At 51.2% G+C, this 19008-nt stretch carries 19 protein-coding genes and 1 riboswitch; of the genes, 11 read left to right on the plus strand and 8 right to left on the minus strand.

Annotated elements, in window-relative coordinates:
* Positions 1–61: 61 nt before the first annotated feature.
* Together K8W53_RS10055 and yebS are read right to left on the minus strand one after the other, a co-directional pair.
* Positions 62–2695, minus strand: a complete 2634-nt coding sequence (locus tag K8W53_RS10055; protein ID WP_001542507.1) for a PqiB family protein — start codon at positions 2693–2695, stop codon at positions 62–64.
* Positions 2664–3947 (minus strand): membrane integrity lipid transport subunit YebS, encoded by a 1284-nt coding sequence (gene yebS, locus K8W53_RS10060; RefSeq protein WP_001207293.1) that lies wholly within the window; start codon positions 3945–3947, stop codon positions 2664–2666. The genes K8W53_RS10055 and yebS overlap by 32 nt, the downstream gene beginning before the upstream one ends.
* Before the next feature lie 128 nt (positions 3948–4075).
* Here yebS and K8W53_RS10065 point away from each other — a divergent pair, with 128 nt between their 5' ends.
* From K8W53_RS10065 to htpX, 4 genes are all read left to right on the plus strand, one after another.
* On the plus strand, positions 4076–4573 hold the full coding sequence (locus K8W53_RS10065; protein WP_001518229.1) for a GAF domain-containing protein: 498 nt from the start codon (positions 4076–4078) through the stop codon (positions 4571–4573).
* A gap of 97 nt (positions 4574–4670) precedes the next feature.
* A complete protein-coding gene (gene proQ, locus K8W53_RS10070) occupies positions 4671–5357 on the plus strand; it encodes an RNA chaperone ProQ (RefSeq protein WP_000431401.1) in 687 nt (228 codons plus the stop codon).
* 19 nt (positions 5358–5376) lie between these two features.
* On the plus strand, positions 5377–7425 hold the full coding sequence (gene prc / locus K8W53_RS10075) for a carboxy terminal-processing peptidase (protein ID WP_001091237.1): 2049 nt from the start codon (positions 5377–5379) through the stop codon (positions 7423–7425).
* 193 nt (positions 7426–7618) lie between these two features.
* Positions 7619–8500, plus strand: a complete 882-nt coding sequence (gene htpX / locus K8W53_RS10080) for a protease HtpX (RefSeq protein WP_000984498.1) — start codon at positions 7619–7621, stop codon at positions 8498–8500.
* 47 nt (positions 8501–8547) lie between these two features.
* Here the strand turns inward: htpX and K8W53_RS10085 are convergent, their stop codons facing one another.
* Complete coding sequence (locus tag K8W53_RS10085) at positions 8548–9921, minus strand: MFS transporter (protein ID WP_224435203.1); 1374 nt, start codon at positions 9919–9921, stop codon at positions 8548–8550.
* Between the two features lie 175 nt (positions 9922–10096).
* Between K8W53_RS10085 and kdgR the strand changes: the two genes are divergently transcribed.
* Complete coding sequence (gene kdgR, locus K8W53_RS10090) at positions 10097–10888, plus strand: DNA-binding transcriptional regulator KdgR (RefSeq protein ID WP_001262196.1); 792 nt, start codon at positions 10097–10099, stop codon at positions 10886–10888.
* Between the two features lie 211 nt (positions 10889–11099).
* Here kdgR and yobH read toward each other — a convergent pair whose 3' ends face one another.
* Positions 11100–11339 carry an invasion protein YobH gene (gene yobH / locus K8W53_RS10095; protein ID WP_058654696.1) on the minus strand — a complete coding sequence of 80 codons (240 nt, stop codon included), beginning with the start codon at positions 11337–11339 and terminating at the stop codon, positions 11100–11102.
* 157 nt (positions 11340–11496) lie between these two features.
* Here yobH and mgrB point away from each other — a divergent pair, with 157 nt between their 5' ends.
* From mgrB to rlmA, 6 genes are all read left to right on the plus strand, one after another.
* Positions 11497–11640, plus strand: coding sequence for a PhoP/PhoQ regulator MgrB (gene mgrB, locus K8W53_RS10100; protein ID WP_000714547.1), 144 nt, complete (start codon positions 11497–11499; stop codon positions 11638–11640).
* A 70-nt stretch (positions 11641–11710) separates the two neighbouring features.
* Positions 11711–11998, plus strand: a complete 288-nt coding sequence (locus tag K8W53_RS10105; RefSeq protein ID WP_001000660.1) for a YebO family protein — start codon at positions 11711–11713, stop codon at positions 11996–11998.
* Between the two features lie 648 nt (positions 11999–12646).
* Positions 12647–12790 (plus strand): DUF2627 domain-containing protein, encoded by a 144-nt coding sequence (locus K8W53_RS10110; protein ID WP_001537930.1) that lies wholly within the window; start codon positions 12647–12649, stop codon positions 12788–12790.
* 12 nt (positions 12791–12802) lie between these two features.
* Positions 12803–13012, plus strand: a complete 210-nt coding sequence (cspE, locus tag K8W53_RS10115) for a transcription antiterminator/RNA stability regulator CspE (protein ID WP_001062678.1) — start codon at positions 12803–12805, stop codon at positions 13010–13012.
* Positions 13013–13231: 219 nt separating this feature from the next.
* On the plus strand, positions 13232–14977 hold the full coding sequence (gene ftsI, locus K8W53_RS10120; RefSeq protein ID WP_000730322.1) for a peptidoglycan glycosyltransferase FtsI: 1746 nt from the start codon (positions 13232–13234) through the stop codon (positions 14975–14977).
* A 65-nt stretch (positions 14978–15042) separates the two neighbouring features.
* Positions 15043–15852, plus strand: a complete 810-nt coding sequence (gene rlmA, locus K8W53_RS10125; RefSeq protein WP_023203205.1) for a 23S rRNA (guanine(745)-N(1))-methyltransferase — start codon at positions 15043–15045, stop codon at positions 15850–15852.
* Here rlmA and mntP read toward each other — a convergent pair.
* From mntP to manY, 4 genes are all read right to left on the minus strand, one after another.
* Positions 15849–16415 carry a manganese efflux pump MntP gene (gene mntP / locus K8W53_RS10130; protein ID WP_001518359.1) on the minus strand — a complete coding sequence of 189 codons (567 nt, stop codon included), beginning with the start codon at positions 16413–16415 and terminating at the stop codon, positions 15849–15851. The two genes, rlmA and mntP, sit on opposite strands and share 4 nt — an antisense overlap.
* 111 nt (positions 16416–16526) lie before the next feature.
* Positions 16527–16628, minus strand: a riboswitch (yybP-ykoY riboswitch).
* Positions 16629–16824: 196 nt separating this feature from the next.
* Entirely contained in the window at positions 16825–17283 is a 459-nt protein-coding gene (locus K8W53_RS10135) for a DUF986 family protein (RefSeq protein WP_000156280.1), read from the minus strand.
* 58 nt (positions 17284–17341) lie between these two features.
* Positions 17342–18193, minus strand: coding sequence for a PTS mannose transporter subunit IID (locus tag K8W53_RS10140; protein ID WP_001518647.1), 852 nt, complete (start codon positions 18191–18193; stop codon positions 17342–17344).
* 12 nt (positions 18194–18205) lie between these two features.
* Entirely contained in the window at positions 18206–19006 is an 801-nt protein-coding gene (gene manY, locus K8W53_RS10145; RefSeq protein WP_000406918.1) for a PTS mannose transporter subunit IIC, read from the minus strand.
* Positions 19007–19008: the final 2 nt, after the last annotated feature.

The following is a 19008-nucleotide window of genomic DNA, read 5'->3' on the forward strand; positions in this document are numbered from 1 at the left end:
AAAAAACAGGCGCGCAGTGTAGCATAAAACGCTCCGGCGCGAGTACGCCGGAGCCTGGTGTTTAACGTGGCAGAGCGGTGCCCCATTCACGCCACTCTTTCGGTTCGCTCTCTTGTAACAGGAAATGCTTACCGGCTTGCGCTTTTGGCGCCAGCGGCGTACCTGGTGGAGTAGCGAAGGCGATACCGCCACGGATGAACTGATTAAATGTCCCCGTTTTCACCACGCCGCCGGTCAGACCAAAGTCGAGACTATAGCCGGAGGCGAGCCAGAATACGGAGTTATTACGCACCAGATATTGGTAACGCTTACTGATGCGCAAGGTGATCATCACGCGATCGGAGAGCGACCCCAGGGACATTCCGGTGACGGTTCCCACTTCGATACCGCGGAACAGGACGGGGGTGCCAATATTAAGCGAGCCTGCTTCTGGCGCCTCTACGACGATGCTTAACCCATCCAGATAGCGTGAGTCGGTAATCGTGGCTTCCTGCAGTTCAAAGTCGCGCCGCGCCGCGCCGCGTCCTGGCTCAACGTTAATATAGGGCTGGAGAATCGTATCCAGATGCTCGACGCCCGCCGCGGAAATTTGTGGCGTAATAACGGAAAAACGTGTCCCGGCGCGGGCAAATGTCTGTACGTACTCCGGATAAAGTACGGCTTTTGCCTGCACTTCATTACGTGCGGTGATCAATTCCAGCGTCTGGATCTGGCCGATATCAATACCGAGGTAACGAATTGGCATCCCTTCCGCCAGTTTTCCGGCGTCGAACGCGTGCAGCGTAATTTGTCCGCCTACCGCGCGAGCGGAGGTTTCTGAAGCATAAAGAATGCGTTTATCGCCTTTGTGCCGGCTGGCGCTGGCGCCGCTCAGGTTATCAAAACTAATGGCCCCTTTCAGCGCGCGGGAGAGTGGCGAGGCCTGTACCGTTAGGCCGCTGCCGTTAAGTTGCACCTTCGCGCCGCCTTCCGCCCAGAACACGCTATTGCTGGTTAACAGGTGGCGATATTCCGGCTTAATATGCAAGTCGATGTCAAAGGTATTGGCGCGTGGGCGAACGGTGATGACTTCGCCTACCTCAAATTTTCGATACAGCACGACGGAACCTGCCTGGACATCCGGCAACGTTTCGGCCGTCAGCGTTAAGGTGGTAGTCGGTAAGTCACTGAGGCTATTTTCCAGCGCTTTTTCCAGGTTAGCATAGAGCGGGTAGGTGGATTTCATCTTCCCGCTCGTACCGGGTAAAATACGAATTCCGCCGTCAATCCACTCGCTGGCGCTGGCGCCGAGGAACTCTACGCCGTCAAGGCCGACTTTGACATCCACCCGGCTGTTGACCACGAATTTACTGTCGCCCTGTACCAAATCCCGGTGCTGCGGTTCAATCGCGACGGTGAATGACACGCCTTTACTGGATAAGTTGCGCTCGATGACCTGGCCAATTTTTACACCATGTAAAATTAACGGCTGGCCCGGTTCGATGCCGTAACTTTCCGGGGCCGTCAGCGTCAGGGTTAAGGCATTCGCCTCATGCAGCAAGGCTTTTTCACCCGGCACCACCACAAATTCACTGCGCGGTTCGCCGTCGCCCGGCACCAGTTCGAAGGTTTTTCCGGTTAACAACGAACTGATATTCGCGTCGCTTAACGACAGTTTGGGATTGCGTAACTCAATACGCGTATTTTCCCGCATCAGCGGAACAACGCTGGGATCGACGGTCATCTCTCCGGTGACTTTACCGCCAGGGTTGAGCGTCAGTTTAGAAAGCTCACCCACCTCCAGTCCCTGGTACATGAGCGGCGTAGATTCCGCCTTCAGACCGTCTCCGCTGGGCAGCTCAAGTTTAACGATTACCCCTCGTTGGCTGTGGGCTAAATCTTTATATAAGCCGAACGTGTCATCCTGGGCGGCGGGTTTGGAATTGTCCGGCGAGTCAAACGCAATCGCGCCATTGACCAGGGCCGCGAGGCTCTCCAGTTTCACCTTCGCGCCGCTCAGGCTTAGATCGGCGTCAATGCCGGAGACATTCCAGAAACGGCTGCCTTTTTTCACCAGATCGGTAAACCGTCGCTCAATTAGAACGTCAATCGTCACGCCTTGTTTGTTAGGGTTAATCGAATAGTCATACACCCGTCCGACAGGGATTTTACGGAAATAGACCAGTGAACCGCTATTAAGCGAACCGAGATCCGGCGCATTGAGATGAATCATCAGATCGCCGTTGCTAAGCCGGTATTTGGGCTGTGTATCCAGGGCGACGAAATGATCTCTGGGCTTGCCTTTACCCGGCATCATACCGATGTAATTCCCGCCGACCAACGCATCCAGGCCGGAAACGCCCGCCAGCGAGGCTTTGGGCGTCACCAGCCAGAATTGCGTCTCTTCGCGCAACGCATCTTCCATATCTGATTTGATACTGACGCGAACTTCAATTTTGCGCAGATCTTTGCTCAGGCTGACATCTTCCACGGTGCCGACTTCTACTCCCTGATAGCGAACGGGAGTACGGCCTGGTACGATACCGTCCGCCGACATAAAATCGATAGTCACGCTATTACCGCGATCCTGGTAGCTATCCCATACTAGCCACCCTGCGATCATTAGCGCGATAAGCGGTAGCAGCCAGAAAGGTGAAATACGGCGTTTGGTTTTAATTTGCGCTTCAGTCTTCGAAGCGGGCGTTTCCTGACTCATGTGCATCCCAAAGTAAGCGGCTATCCAGCCATTCCACTGCAAGAATAGTCAAAATTACCGCTGCGCCGAAATAAAACGCAGCCGGTCCCATAGTAAAAGCCAGAATCTGATCGCGATTAATCAGAGACATGGTTAACGAGATAACGAAAAGATCCAGCATCGACCAGCGGCCTATCCATGTCACCAGACGCAGCAACAGAATTCGCGTCCGCAGTCCCTGTTCGCATTTAAAATGGATACTCAACAGTAGCGTAAACATCACGATGACTTTGGTAAACGGCACCAAAATACTGGCGATAAAAACGACGGCGGCGACGGCGATATTGCTGCTGGCAAGCGACATAATGCCCGACAGGATAGTATCTTCCTGACGCCCGCCGTTAATGTAGATTACCGAGATAGGCAGCAGGTTTGCCGGCAGCAAAAAGACAATAGACGCCAGCAAGGCCGCCCAACACTTTTGTATGCTCTGTTTTCTGCGTAACCGCAGCGGAATATGACAACGCGGGCAGCGTCCTTTCGCATCCGGATAGCCGCTAAAGTGGCAGCCAAGACAGACGCGCAATCTTTCGTCCGCACGTTGAGCAGGGCGCTGCGGATAAAATCGTTCCCATAGTTGCTCCACATTCAGATGAATCATAGTCAGAATGCTAAGAACCACCAACGAGACGAACGCTAAAAGCCCGATGCCCGGCTGCAGAAAGGCATAGTCCTGCACTTTGATAGAGGCAACGCCAATACCGACCAGATAGATGTCCAGCATCACCCACTCTTTCAGTTTTTCCAGCATCAGCAGGACTGGACGCAGATTCATGCCGAGGAGGCTGCCAAACCACAGATAAGCAATTGAAAAAACCAGAATAAGCGGCGCGCCCACCACGCAAAAGAGCACCATTGCGGCGGTTAACGGATCGCCCTGCTGCGTCATTTGCCAGATGCCGTGCATCACATTGGCATCAATGCGTACGCCCAACAGGTAGATATGGAGTAACGGTTCGCTCCAGGCAAACGGCATCAATAGCAGCATGGTTACCGCCATCGCGGTCAGCCGCGTCAGCGACCAGTCGCGCCCATCGCGAATTTTGGCCTGGCAACGAGGACAATAAGCGCTTTGATGAGCGCTCATCTCCGGCAAGCTGAACAGCATGTCGCATTCAGGACAGCGCTGGTAGTGGCTGCGCGGCAGCGCTTCGCTAATTGACCTGATCGTTAGCTTTTTTGTTGGCGTGACGTGTGAGGTGTTCAGAGCCATGTATCGTGAATCAAAGTGTTAGAATAATGTAATCTTAACTCATGACAGGAATAATCTTGAGCAAGAACGCATTTAATGCTTATTTTAATAGCCTGTGTTTAGGAGTAAGACCACGAAGTGATTATATAATGAGCAAAACAGAACTATACGCGGCGTTAAACCGCGATTTTCAGTCGTTAATGGCAGGTGAAACCAGCTTTCTGGCCACGCTGGCGAATACCAGCGCGCTACTGTTCGAACGTCTTACCGAGGTGAACTGGGCAGGATTTTATCTCCTCGAAGGCGATACGCTGGTGTTGGGGCCGTTTCAGGGGCGAATCGCCTGTGTGCGGATTCCGGTTGGTCGCGGCGTGTGCGGCGCAGCGGTAGCGCAGAATAAGGTTCAACGTATTGATGATGTTCATGCGTTTGACGGCCATATTGCCTGTGATGCCGCCAGCAACGCCGAAATTGTGCTGCCTGTCACGGTTGGCGAACGGATTATCGGCGTGCTGGATATAGATAGCACGGCGTTTGGCCGTTTTACCGAAGAAGATGAACACGGCCTGCGTACGCTGGTCGCACAGCTTGAAACCGTGCTTGCAACGACGGATTACAAAAAATTCTTTGCGAGCGTCGCAGGATAATCAACGGATAACGTAGCAATTACTGATGGCGTCATTATAATGACGCCTGTTCATGCCTGCTGCTTGTTGGCTACGTCCGTTGTAATCAGGAAATTTCATGGAAAATCAACCTAAGTTGAATAGCAGTAAAGAAGTTATCGCGTTTCTGGCCGAGCGTTTTCCTCACTGTTTTAGTGCGGAAGGCGAAGCTCGCCCGCTGAAAATTGGTATTTTTCAGGATCTGGTAGAGCGAGTTGGGGGCGAAATGAACCTCAGCAAAACGCAACTTCGTTCCGCTTTACGTCTTTATACTTCAAGCTGGCGTTACCTGTACGGCGTTAAGCCGGGCGCAACGCGCGTCGACCTTGATGGCAATCCGTGCGGCGAGCTGGAGGAACAGCATGTCGAACATGCGCGTAAGCAGCTTGAAGAAGCCAAAGCCCGTGTTCAGGCGCAGCGCGCAGAGCAGCAAGCGAAAAAACGCGAAGCTGCCGCGGCGGCTGGCGAAAAAGAAGACGCGCCGCGACGCGAGCGTAAACCTCGCCCGGTAGCGCGTCGTAAAGAAGGCGCTGAACGTAAACCTCGCGCTGATAAACCGACGACGAAAGCGCCGCGTGCGCCTCGCGAAGAGAAGCACACGCCGGTTTCTGATATTTCAGTATTGACCGTAGGGCAGTCCCTCAAGGTGAAAGCGGGTAATAATGCGATGGATGCCACCGTATTAGAAATCACCAAAGATGGTGTCCGTGTACAGCTGAATTCGGGTATGTCTTTGATTGTACGCGCAGAACACCTGGTGTTCTGAAACGGAGGCCAGGCCTGGCATGAACACTTTTTTTAGGCTTACCGCGTTAGCTGGCCTGCTTGCATTAGCAGGCCAGTCCTTCGCCGTGGAAGATATTACGCGTGCCGATCAAATTCCCGTACTAAAGGAAGAGACGCAACATGCGACGGTGAGTGAGCGCGTAACGTCGCGTTTTACCCGCTCCCACTATCGCCAGTTCGATCTGGATGAGGCATTTTCGGCAAAGATTTTTGATCGCTATCTGAATCTTCTCGACTATAGCCACAACGTTTTGTTGGCGAGCGATGTCGAGCAGTTTGCGAAAAAGAAAACCGTGTTGGGCGATGAGCTGCGCACGGGTAAGCTGGATGTTTTTTACGATCTTTATAACCTGGCGCAAAAGCGCCGGTTTGAACGTTACCAGTACGCGCTAAAAGTGCTGGAACGGCCAATGGATTTCACCGGAAACGATACGTTTAACCTGGACCGCAGTAAAGCGCCCTGGCCGAAAGATGAGGCTGAGCTAAATGCTCTGTGGGATGGTAAAGTGAAATTCGATGAGCTCAGTCTGAAACTCACCGGCAAGAGCGACAAAGAAATTCGCGAAACGCTGACGCGTCGCTACAAATTCGCTATTCGTCGCCTGGCGCAGACCAACAGTGAAGATGTGTTCTCGCTGGCGATGACCGCTTTTGCGCGTGAAATCGACCCACATACGAATTATCTTTCTCCCCGCAATACCGAGCAGTTTAATACCGAAATGAGCCTGTCTCTGGAAGGTATCGGCGCGGTGCTGCAAATGGATGACGATTATACTGTCATTAACTCATTGGTTGCCGGCGGCCCGGCAGCGAAGAGCAAGTCGATTAGCGTCGGCGATCGTATCGTCGGCGTAGGGCAAGCCGGAAAACCGATGGTCGACGTCATTGGCTGGCGTCTTGACGATGTGGTGGCGCTGATCAAAGGGCCAAAAGGCAGCAAGGTTCGACTGGAAATACTGCCGGCTGGCAAAGGGACGAAAACGCGTATTATCACGCTGACGCGTGAACGGATTCGTCTTGAAGATCGCGCGGTTAAAATGTCGGTGAAAACCGTCGGCAAGGAAAAAGTTGGCGTACTGGATATTCCAGGCTTCTATGTCGGCTTGACCGATGATGTCAAAGTTCAGCTTCAGAAGCTGGAAAAACAGAACGTTAACAGCATCGTTATCGATCTGCGTTCAAACGGCGGCGGGGCGCTGACGGAAGCCGTTTCGCTTTCCGGTCTGTTTATCCCTTCTGGTCCGATAGTTCAGGTGCGCGACAATAACGGCAAAGTGCGTGAGGATAGCGACACCGACGGCGTGGTCTACTACAAAGGCCCGCTGGTGGTGCTGGTCGATCGTTTCAGTGCCTCGGCATCGGAAATCTTTGCTGCCGCGATGCAGGATTATGGGCGCGCGCTGATTGTCGGTGAGCCGACCTTCGGTAAAGGTACGGTACAGCAATATCGTTCGCTAAACCGAATTTACGATCAGATGCTTCGCCCGGAATGGCCTGCGCTGGGTTCGGTGCAGTACACCATTCAGAAGTTTTACCGTGTCAACGGCGGTAGTACGCAGCGTAAAGGGGTCACGCCGGATATCATCATGCCGACTGGCAATGAAGAGACGGAAACCGGAGAAAAATTTGAAGATAACGCCTTGCCGTGGGATAGCATTGATGCGGCGAAATACGTGAAATCGGACGATTTGGCCCCGTTTGGCCCGGAATTATTGAAAGAACACAACGCGCGTATCGCCAAAGATCCTGAGTTTCAGTACATCATGAAGGATATCGCACGTTTCAATGCCATGAAGGATAAGCGCAACATCGTCTCTCTGAATTATGCGCAGCGTGAGAAAGAGAACAATGAAGAAGACGCTCTGCGTCTGGCGCGTATTAACGATCGGTTTAAACGTGAGGGTAAACCGTTGCTGAAGAAACTGGACGATCTGCCAAAGGATTACCAGGAGCCGGACCCGTACCTTGATGAAACGGTGAAGATTGCTCTGGACCTGGCGCATCTTGAAAAAGAAAAACCAGCGGAGCAGGCGGCAGCCAATAAGTAACGCTAAACAGGCACAAAAAATTGTGCCTGTTTTTTTTTAACAAGCGCAGAAGTCGTCAGGATAATGCTACAAAATGTAAAGTTGTGTTTTTCTCGTGACTTACCGCCTGGTGATGCTTGAAAATAGCCATAAGACCCATACGATGTGGGTAATCGCATAGTGCGCTTTGTTAAATTGAGGTTAAAAGAAAATTATGATGCGAATCGCGCTCTTCCTGCTGACGAACCTGGCCGTGATGGTCGTTTTCGGGCTGGTTCTGAGCCTGACAGGGATACAGTCGAGCAGCGTGCAAGGCTTGCTGATCATGGCGCTGCTGTTTGGTTTTGGCGGTTCTTTTATTTCATTGCTGATGTCCAAATGGATGGCGTTAAAATCCGTAGGAGGGGAAGTTATTGAACAGCCTCGCAATGAAAGAGAACGCTGGTTGATGAACACCGTAGCAACGCAAGCGCGCCAGGCCGGTATCGCCATGCCGCAGGTTGCTATCTACCATGCGCCGGACATTAACGCGTTTGCGACGGGCGCACGCCGTGACGCCTCATTGGTCGCTGTAAGCACCGGTCTGTTGCAAAACATGAGCCCTGACGAAGCGGAAGCCGTCATTGCGCATGAAATCAGCCATATTGCCAATGGCGATATGGTGACGATGACGTTGATTCAGGGGGTGGTTAACACCTTCGTTATCTTTATTTCGCGCATTATCGCGCAAATTGCTGCTGGTTTTCTGGGCGGCAACCGCGATGAAGGCGAAGGAAGTAACGGTAATCCGCTAATCTATTTCGCCGTTGCGACGGTGCTGGAACTGGTCTTCGGTATTCTGGCGAGCATTATCACCATGTGGTTCTCCCGTTACCGTGAGTTTCATGCCGATGCGGGATCGGCGAAGCTGGTTGGCCGTGAAAAAATGATTGCCGCGCTGCAGCGCCTGAAAACCAGCTACGAGCCGCAAGAAGCGACCAGCATGATGGCGTTTTGTATTAACGGTAAATCGAAATCGTTAAGCGAGCTGTTTATGACGCACCCACCGCTGGATAAACGCATTGAAGCGCTGCGTAGCGGTGAGTACCTGAAATAATAAGCCCACTGGCAAGTATGAAAAGCGCGTCGAATGACGCGCTTTTTTTACGCCTGAACGCGTGGTTGCGTAATACGTAAACCGCTCACCACCGCCGCGAGAGTCGCCAGGATCGCCGCTGCGAGCAGAGAAAGATGCGTACCGCTATCGCCAAACTGGTTCAACATCAGCGCTACCAGCGCGGCGCCAGTACTTTGGCCTAACAGTCGCGCCGTGCCCAGCATCCCGCTGGCGCCACCGCTGCGCTCACGCGGCGCGGAAGTGATAATGGTGTGATTATTCGGCGACTGGAACAGGCCAAACCCTGCGCCGCAAAGGATCATCGGCCAGATAATATTCAGATCGGAGGGGGAGCCTGGCAACATGACCAGCGCAAACAACCCGGCTGCCATTATCACCATTCCCAGCGCCCCCAGCAAACCGGCATGAAGACGTTCTATCAGGTATCCCGCCAGCGGCGCCATTACCATCGTTGCCAGCGGCCAGGGCGTCAATAACAGGCCGGTTACTACTTCGCTACGGCCCAGCACGGTTTGCAGATAAAAAGGTAGCGAGACCATGGCTAACATTTGCGCGCAGAACGAGCAAATTGACGTGCCGATCGAGAGTGAAAAAAGCGGAATGCGTAACAAGTCGATGGGTAACAAGGGGACGGGCAAAGAAAGCTGGCGGCGCACGAAGAAAAAACCGACCACGACCAGAACGAGCAGCTCTGCGCCAATCAACGTTAGCGACTGTCCTTGGGCAAATCCGCTCAATGCGGTAATCAGCAGGCCAAATGTGAGCGCATTCATTACCGCGCTCGGTAAGTCAAAGCGCGGCTTAGTGTCATGGGCGATGTTTGCTGGTAAAAAGCGTATGGCCAGAATTAACGCGATGATACCTAACGGGACATTAATCAGAAACAGCCATTTCCATGATGAGATGGACAAAATCGCTGCGGCGATCGTCGGACCCGCGGCGGAAGAGACTGCGACGATAAAAGAGTTAATTCCCATGCCTCGTCCCAGATGACGCTGGGGGTAGATAAGACGAATCAGCGCCGTGTTTACGCTCATTAGCGCCGCGCCGCCAAATCCCTGCGCGATGCGCGCCAGCGTCAGCATCTGCAGCGAGTCTGAAAGCGCGCAAAACAATGATGAAAGCAGAAATACCACTAAACCACATTTATAGATCCGGCGATAACCAAACATGTCGCCTAAAAAAGACAGGGAAAGTAGTGAGACGACAATGGCGATTTGGTACGCATTGACAATCCAGATAGAGCTGGCAGGGGAGGCATGTAAATCAGTCGCAATGGTTGGCAGCGCGACATTAGCGATTGCGCCATCCAGAACCGCCATCGAAATACCGATAATAATCGTCAGGATAGCGCCGTATCTCTGCGGGAGGGGCAGGCCATCGGCCCGTGTTTTTTCCATAAGTATTTTGTAATAAGGGGAATTATGAGCTGAATAATAATGTTAGCATTAATATTGAGTTGTTATGTCGCAGATTTGTAACGAAGTAAGCAAAGATGGATTGCGGGCGACCTGGCGTGAAATTATAATAAAAACTCGTTCTGAATTTTATAAAACGCTCGTAATGAGGTGATAAATGGCAAACGCAGATCTGGATAAGCAGCCTGATTCTGTATCTTCTGTGCTGAAAGTTTTCGGCATTCTGCAGGCGCTGGGTGAAGAGCGTGAAATAGGGATTACCGAGCTATCGCAGCGCGTCATGATGTCGAAAAGCACCGTTTATCGCTTTTTGCAAACCATGAAAACGCTGGGCTACGTGGCTCAGGAAGGGGAGTCTGAAAAATACTCTCTGACGCTAAAGCTGTTTGAGCTGGGCGCACGAGCTTTGCAAAATGTTGATCTCATCCGCAGTGCGGACATTCAGATGCGTGAACTGTCTCGTCTGACAAAAGAAACTATCCATCTTGGCGCGCTGGATGAAGACAGCATTGTCTATATCCATAAAATTGACTCTATGTACAATCTGCGGATGTACTCACGTATTGGGCGTCGTAATCCGCTGTACAGTACGGCCATCGGTAAAGTGCTTCTGGCCTGGCGCGACCGTGATGAGGTTAAGCAGATTCTCGACGGCGTTGAGTATAAGCAAAGCACGGGACGCACGATTACCAGCACTGAGGCGTTGCTGCCGCTGTTGGATGAGGTACGTGCGCAAGGCTACGGTGAAGATAACGAAGAACAGGAAGAAGGGTTACGTTGTATCGGCGTACCGGTATTTGACCGTTTTGGCGTAGTCATCGCAGGGTTAAGCATTTCGTTCCCGACGCTGCGCTTTTCAGAAGAACGCCTGCAGGAATATGTGGCTATGTTACACACCGCCGCGCGTAAAATTTCTGAACAAATGGGTTACAACGATTATCCCTTCTAAGCAACGTTATTAGCATGACGTTAAAAAAAAGCAGCTGCGAAAAATGTAGCTGCTTTTTTTATAACATCGGGTGGGATGAAATCGTAAAAGAAGATAATGTCTGTCGGCTTATTTAACGGTTATTAAAATATTATTTAACAGTACTTATGAACAACAGCCAATATAGGGGAATTATTGGTGATAGTTTCACTGTGAAATTATTTATTGCCGCTTAGCCATTATCCACCACGGTGGCGCTTTTTCTGAAAATGGGACAGTCGGAAAAGCCAATAATGCCGCTGTTGGTATGGAGATATTGCGCCGTGCTGGTGGCGCGTGCGGTCAGGTAATGGCACTGTAAACCCAGCCCCGCAGCGTTCACTTTACTTCCCACCAGGATGCCATAGCCGCTCATCAGCAGGCCTATCCACACCAGGGCAAACAATACAATTGCGCGAATGATCAAACGCATTACTACCTCTTTTCTTTTTTAGTTAGAATAAGAGTAGCGTGTACATTGATTGAAACAAGTGAATCATTCCTAAAAACATATAATGCCGCTACAGTTACTCCTGGTTTAAGTAACTCATGATAATTTAGCGACATAAGATGTAAGATCGGAGAGTGGAGTGAAAAAATTTCGATGGGTCGTCCTCGGCATCGTGGTGGTAGTATGCCTGTTGCTGTGGGCGCAGGTGTTTAATATCATGTGCGATCAGGATGTACAATTTTTCAGCGGTATTTGCGCCATCAATAAATTTATTCCCTGGTAAACGTTTTACACCAGAGATTTCCTTCCCGTGTAGCAGTGGTAGAATGACGTCTCTACATTGAGGTGGTGAAATGAACGACGTTTTAAACTCTGGTGCGTTTTCTCTTGCATCTTTAATAGTATCAATGGTGGTTCTGGTGGTGGGGCTGGCGCTCTGGTTCTTTGTCAACCGGGCAAGTTCCCGTGCCAACGAGCAGATAGAACTGCTCGAAGCGTTATTGGATCAACAGAAGCGGCAAAACGCGTTGTTACGTCGCCTTTGCGAAGCAAATGAACCAGAAAAAGAAGCGGAACCCGCAACAGCGGCAAGCGAACCAAAAGAGGATGAGGACATCATTCGTCTGGTTGCAGAACGATAATGCTTACCGGGGCGCAAATGGCGCCAGTGCCATACGCCCCATTTCCCCGTCGGATCTCTCCGCGTTGCCGTTTGCAACTGATACTACAGCATCAACACCTTACATAATATATGGCTTTATATGCAACATAGTTTTATATGTATAACAAATGGACATATGGCATTTTTGTGATACCGCTCATTCTCTATTAAAAGCGAAACGTTTCTCTCTCTTTATGGATTGTCATTGTTTGTTCATTATTTTAAGGCATTCTGTAAAGACGCAGAACATCACAAAAAGCGGTGTCGAAAATCGCTTTTCTTTTCTATTATTTTGATTAAAAGGTGTTTTTTATCATTGTGACAATTTATGCATAACTCAGCATAAAAAGTGATATGAAAAATACAGCTTTTAAATGTGATTTGATGCACTGGAAGAAGCGAAGTTATTGAGCTATGGTAGAAAAATGGCTTTTCAGCAGTGACGTTGTCAGGAGTCCGTCAGCGCGTGAGGATATATCTTTCGCAATTTTGTTGCATAAACGTGCTGTCAATTTGTGAAGGTTCTCGTAATTTGTGCGACGGATCGAGACACGTTTAAAAATGGCTTGCCATAATTAACGTTGTATGTGATAACAGGCTTTGGGTTAAACGAGGTACAGTTCTGTTTATGTGTGGCATTTTCAGTAAAGAAGTCCTGAGTAAACACGTTGACGTTGAATACCGCTTCTCTGCCGAACCTTATATTAGTGCCTCAAGCAGTAATGTCTCAGTTTTATCTATGTTATGCCTACGGGCAAAGAAAACACTCTAAGGAATTTTGCAAATGGCAAAGATTAAAGGTCAAGTTAAGTGGTTCAACGAATCCAAAGGTTTTGGCTTCATTACTCCGGCTGACGGCAGCAAAGATGTGTTCGTACACTTCTCCGCTATCCAGGGCAATGGTTTCAAAACTCTGGCTGAAGGCCAGAACGTTGAGTTCGAAATTCAGGACGGCCAGAAAGGTCCGGCTGCTGTTAACGTAACAGCTATCTGATCGACACCACTGATTTGATGCGTTTGTCGCGTCAGCCTCAGATATAAAGCCTCGCTAAAAGCGGGGCTTTTTAATTCAATATCCTTCAAAATGTGTCTGGATGCGCTCTCGTTAGCGATTTGTTGCAAAGGCGCGAGGTTATTAGCATTGTTTTTTCTGGTTTTTCCGGCCGTTTCCCGTTAAATCAATCACCTGAAAAATGATTCGGCTGGAGATCAGGTGAAAAAGAAAAGCGACGGCGATACCCGTAATTTTACGCCCATACGTTTTGCACTACTTTGCACTGCCATTCTGCTCAGTATGGCATTGTTATTAGGGCGGGTGGCATGGTTGCAAATTGTTACGCCGTCGAAACTGGTGAAACAAGAAGATATGCGCTCGCTTCGTGAAGTGACCACGGCCTCTCCACGCGGCATGATCACCGACAGAGAAGGGCGGCCCTTAGCGGTGAGTGTTCCGGTTAATGCTGTCTGGGCCGATCCGAAGACTATCATAAGCAAAGGCGGCGTTGGCTACAATGAGCGCTGGCAGGCGCTGGCCAGCGCCTTACATCTGTCGCTCAGTACGCTTGCGGAACGGGTAAACAGTAACCCGGCAGGCCGTTTTATCTACCTTGCGCGCCAGGTTTCACCCCAGCAAGCCGAATGGATAGATAAACTGAATCTACCGGGTATTAACCTGCGGGAAGAGTCGCGCCGTTTTTACCCTGCCGGACACGTAGCGGCCAATTTGATCGGCTTTACCAATATCGACGGGCAGGGAATAGAAGGTATTGAAAAGAGCTTTAACGCGCAACTGACGGGAAAACCGGGCTCCCGGCTGGTGCGTAAAGATAAATTTGGTCACGTTATTGAGAACATTACGGAAGTGAATCCGGTTCCTGCTCATGAACTTCAGCTTAGCATTGATGAACGTCTGCAAACGGTTACCGAAGATGCGCTGGATAACGCCGTCATCTGGAACAAAGCGGAATCCGGCGCTGCCGTATTGATTAACATCCCAACGGGTGAAATTCTCTCGATGGCGAGCTACCCGGATTTCAACCCGAACAACCGTGAAGGCGCGCAGTTGGACGATTTTCGTAACCGCGCGATTAGCGATACTTTCGAACCCGGTTCTACTGTGAAGCCATTGGTCATTATGACTGCGTTACAGCAGGGCATCGTGCAGCCGGACAGCGTTATCGATACCCATCCTTTTACTCTCGATGGACACCGTATCCGCGACGTCGGTTACTATCCGGAACTGACATTAACCGGCATTTTGCAAAAATCCAGCGATACCGGCGTTTCTCACCTTTCTCTGGCGATGCCGGTGCAGAAATTAATGGATACTTATAAAAGCTTTGGTTTCGGCGTGCCTACCGGACTGGGTCTCACCGGAGAGAGCAGCGGGTTATTACCGAAACGCCGTTACTGGAGTGATTTAGATCGCGCTACCTTCGCTTTTGGCTATGGATTAATGGTGACGCCGCTGCAACTGGCGCATGTTTATGCCACGATTGGCAGCTTTGGTATCTACCGTCCGTTATCGATCACCAAAGTTGATCCGCCCGTGATCGGCACGCGGGTAATGCCGGAAGAACTGGTGCACGAGGTGGAACATATGATGGAGAGCGTCGCGTTGCCTGGCGGCGGCGGAACAAAAGCCGCAGTAAGAGACTACCGTATTGCGGTCAAAACCGGGACGGCGAAAAAAATTGGCGATGATGGTAAATACGTCGATAAGTATGTGGCATATACCGCAGGCGTCGCGCCGGCAAGTAACCCCAGATTTGCGCTGGTGGTGGTGATTAATAATCCGCAAAACGGGGCTTATTATGGCGGCGCGGTATCTGCGCCCGTATTCAGCCAGATCATGGGCGATGTGCTGCGGCTGGAAAATGTTGAGCCAGACGGTATGCCAGCCGATTCAGATCACCTTCTGGTGATGCATGGCAGCCACGTTGCGGTTCCAGGCTCGTAAAGGATTTTCCCGGGGCGCAATTCGCGTTACACTTGCGCCCTTTAGCGCCCCAGTCCGGAGTTGTCATGTCGTTTACCTGTCCGCTTTGCCATCAGCCGCTTACGCAGATTAATAACAGCGTTATATGCCCACAGCGCCATCAGTTTGATGTGGCGAAAGAGGGCTACATCAATCTGCTGCCGGTACAGCATAAACGTTCGCGCGATCCGGGCGACAGCGCCGAAATGATGCAGGCGAGGAGAGCGTTTCTTGATGCAGGCCATTATCAGCCGCTGCGCGATGCCGTGATTAACCTGTTGCGCGAGCGGCTGGATCAGTCGGCCACGGCGATTCTGGATATTGGCTGCGGCGAGGGGTATTACACTCATGCTTTTGCCGAGGCGTTGCCGGGAGTTACCACGTTTGGACTGGACGTTGCTAAAACGGCGATCAAAGCGGCGGCGAAACGCTATTCGCAGGTGAAGTTTTGTGTGGCGTCAAGCCATCGACTGCCCTTTGCCGATGCGTCAATGGATGCGGTGATCAGAATCTACGCCCCGTGTAAGGCGCAGGAATTGGCGCGCGTGGTGAAACCTGGTGGTTGGGTCGTTACCGCCACGCCTGGACCGCATCATCTGATGGAACTAAAAGGGCTCATTTATGATGAGGTGCGTTTACATGCGCCGTATACCGAGCAGCTCGACGGATTCACATTGCAGCAGAGTATCCGCCTTGCTTATCACATGCAGCTCACCGCCGAAGCGGCTGTAGCACTGTTGCAAATGACGCCATTTGCCTGGCGCGCCAGACCAGAAGTGTGGGAACAACTGGCTGCCAGCGCCGGACTTAGCTGCCAGACGGATTTCAACCTTCATCTCTGGCAGCGTAACCGTTAACCGTGAAAATGCGTCCAGAGGATCTGGACGCCAATTCCTATCAGTACGACCCCGCCGAGAATTTCTGCACGCTTACCCAGCATTGGGCCGATAAAGCGACCGATCATCATTCCGAGGGTGGACATGATAAGCGTGGCGCAACCGATAGCTAATGCGGTAGCGATGATGTTTACCTGCAAAAACGCCAGACCGACGCCAACCGCCATCGCATCGAGGCTGGTCGCGATAGCCGTCGTGACTAATAGCCAAAAGCTGTGGCGGCGTAACGGTGTTTCATCTTCATCACTACCGCCGCGGATACCTTCGATGATCATGCGTCCGCCCAGAAAGATCAGCAGAACAAAGGCTATCCAGTGGTTCCATTCCAGAACGAATTTACTCGCCAATATCCCCAGCCCCCAGCCGATTAACGGGGTCAGCGTTTCAACCGCGCCAAAGATAAGGCCGGTACGCAACGCTTCTGAGAATTTGGGTTTATGTAGGGTGGCGCCTTTGCCAATTGATGCCGCGAAAGCATCCATCGACATACCGAAAGCGAGAAGAACAGTAGCAGTAAAGTGCATGACAGCGTCCTGACCGGGGTATCCATTAAACACATCACTGCCCCCAGCAAACATGCATGTCGCCATTCTGTGACGAAATACACAGCAGTTGATGCGCCTATGGTCTCGCCTGACCAGCGGCGGCTGGTCCGTACGCGCCACGTTTTGCAACGAGTATGTTGACGCGTACATTTCCGGAGTCTGGAAATCGGCTACTCCCCAATTGACGGCGCAACATTAACATATTTTTAGAATATAAAACAACAGCGATAAAATATTATTTGCCTTCTAATTGAAAACGATTTTCATTTAGATTTGTTCATCAATAAAACGTTAAATTAAATAACAATTGGTCAATAGGAAATATAGCCTTAGCTATATTATGATTCGAAATAAAATTCGAAAAACATAGTTGAGGCTATATCTTAGATTATTGATTTTCAATAAGAAGTTTATATATTTTTTCCAGATCGTCGATATTGCGTACGCGGATAAGCAAGCGTCGTTGTTCTAATTGCATCACCAGTACGCCGTCTTCCGATAAATTCATCTCTTTAATACGGTTATATTCTATCCAGACATTGGCGAAGAAAAAGCCACGTTGTTTAAAGATGATCCGTGGCGTGCGGATCCAGAATATATAAAACCCCATTAACGCCAGCGCGCTTAATAACCATGTGGTCATCTGCGCTCCGTGGCTGGTTACGTTGTTATAAATAAGGATGGCGACCAGCCCAACGAAGATAACGCTGTCTACGCGACCGCGGCGGAGCAGGGCTATAGAAAGCAGAGTGGGGCCATTGCGACGGGGCATGATGAACTGATCGTAGAGAGCGTAAGCCAATAATGCGGCAATAAAGAGAATCAGCACCAGGTCCGTGATAGTCATTTATCCTCCAGAGAAATAAAAAAACGGGGCCGTTTGGCCCCGGTAGTGTACAACAGTCTTACTGGCCCAGCAGCCCTACGGAGTAGCCGGCGATACCAATGACGAAGAAGCCCACGATAATCCACAGCGGGTTAACTTTCTTACGCAGCAGCCACATACAGGCAAAGGTCAACAGTAGCGGAACCAGACCCGGCATCAGCTGGTCGAGAATGGTTTGCACGGTGGTAACGCGTGTCTGACCATCCTGACCGGTGATGGTGGAGACCACCAGCGGGATATTCACATGCGTCCACTTGTTAACCAATGCCCCCATGACAAACAGGCCGAGGATTGACGCCCCCTCAGTCAGTTTTTGCAGGAAGCCGCCGCCCATATCTTTAACGATATCGACGCCTTTGCGGTAGCCATAAGCCACGCCATAATAACGGGTCGCCAGACGCACCAGGTTAAACAGGATGAAAAACAGCAGCGGACCAAGCAGGCTGCCGCTCATTGCAATACCTGCGCCCAGCGCCGCGAATACCGGACGGACGGTACCCCAGAAGATAGGGTCGCCGACGCCTGCCAGCGGTCCCATCAGACCGACTTTGATACCGTTGATAGCACCATCGTCAATTTCTGCGCCGTTCGCACGCTTTTCTTCCATTGCCAGCGTCACGCCCAGTACCGGCGCCGCAACGTAAGGATGAGTGTTAAAGAACTCCAGGTGACGTTTAATCGCCTGTTTACGCGCGTCATTATTCTCCGGATACAGGCGACGAATCGCCGGCACCATAGAGAAGCAGAAGCCCAGCGCTTGCATACGTTCGAAGTTCCATGACCCCTGGAACAGGTTAGAACGAAGAAATACGCCGCGAATATCGCTCGGAGTGAGTTTTTTCTCGGTGGTAGTTTTAGTCATATCAACCATTTCGCTCACCTGTTAGTCCAGTTCGTTATCGAGATCGTTATTGCCAGCAGCCGCTGCAGGCGCGCCCGCTACACGGTTGTATTTCGGGCTCAGCTGGATGTAAAGAATAGCCATCACTGCGCCGATGACACCCAGTGCGACCAGGTTGAAGTTTGTGAAAGCCGCGGTGACGAAACCGAGGTAGAAGAACGGCATCAGGTAGCCTGCGCGCATCATGTTGATAACCATCGCATAACCAACCACGACGATCATGCCGCCGGCGATGTTCAGACCGCCTGTGACGACTTCAGGAATCGCATTCAGCATTCCCTGTACTTCGCTGGTGCCTACGGAGATGGCAACGATAACCGCCGGGATGGCGATACGCATTGCCTGCAGGAACAGAGAAGAAACGTGCAGCCAGGAGAGCGCCGTCAGGTTGCCGTTTTCAGCCGCCTTGTCCGCCGCGTGCTGGAATGCCACGGTGATGGTACGAACGATAATGGTCAGTACCTGGCCTGCCGCCGCCAGCGGTATCGCCAGCGCGATACCGGCGCCAATGCTTTGATGCCCGGCGATGACCAGAACGGTAGAGATGATGGACGCCAGTGCGGCATCAGGCGCAACGGCAGCACCGATGTTCATCCAGCCCAGAGCGATCATTTCCAGAGTACCGCCGATGATAATACCGGTTTTCATGTCCCCCAAAACGGCGCCGATTAAGGTACAGGCGATCAGCGGACGGTGGAACTGAAATTCATCAAGTACCGACTCCATACCCGCGATACATGCGACGATGAACACCAGCACAATCTGAAGAGTGGTAATCTCCATTG

The sequence above is a fragment of the Salmonella sp. A29-2 genome (assembly GCF_020150755.1).
In the GTDB taxonomy this organism is placed as follows: domain Bacteria; phylum Pseudomonadota; class Gammaproteobacteria; order Enterobacterales; family Enterobacteriaceae; genus Salmonella; species Salmonella enterica.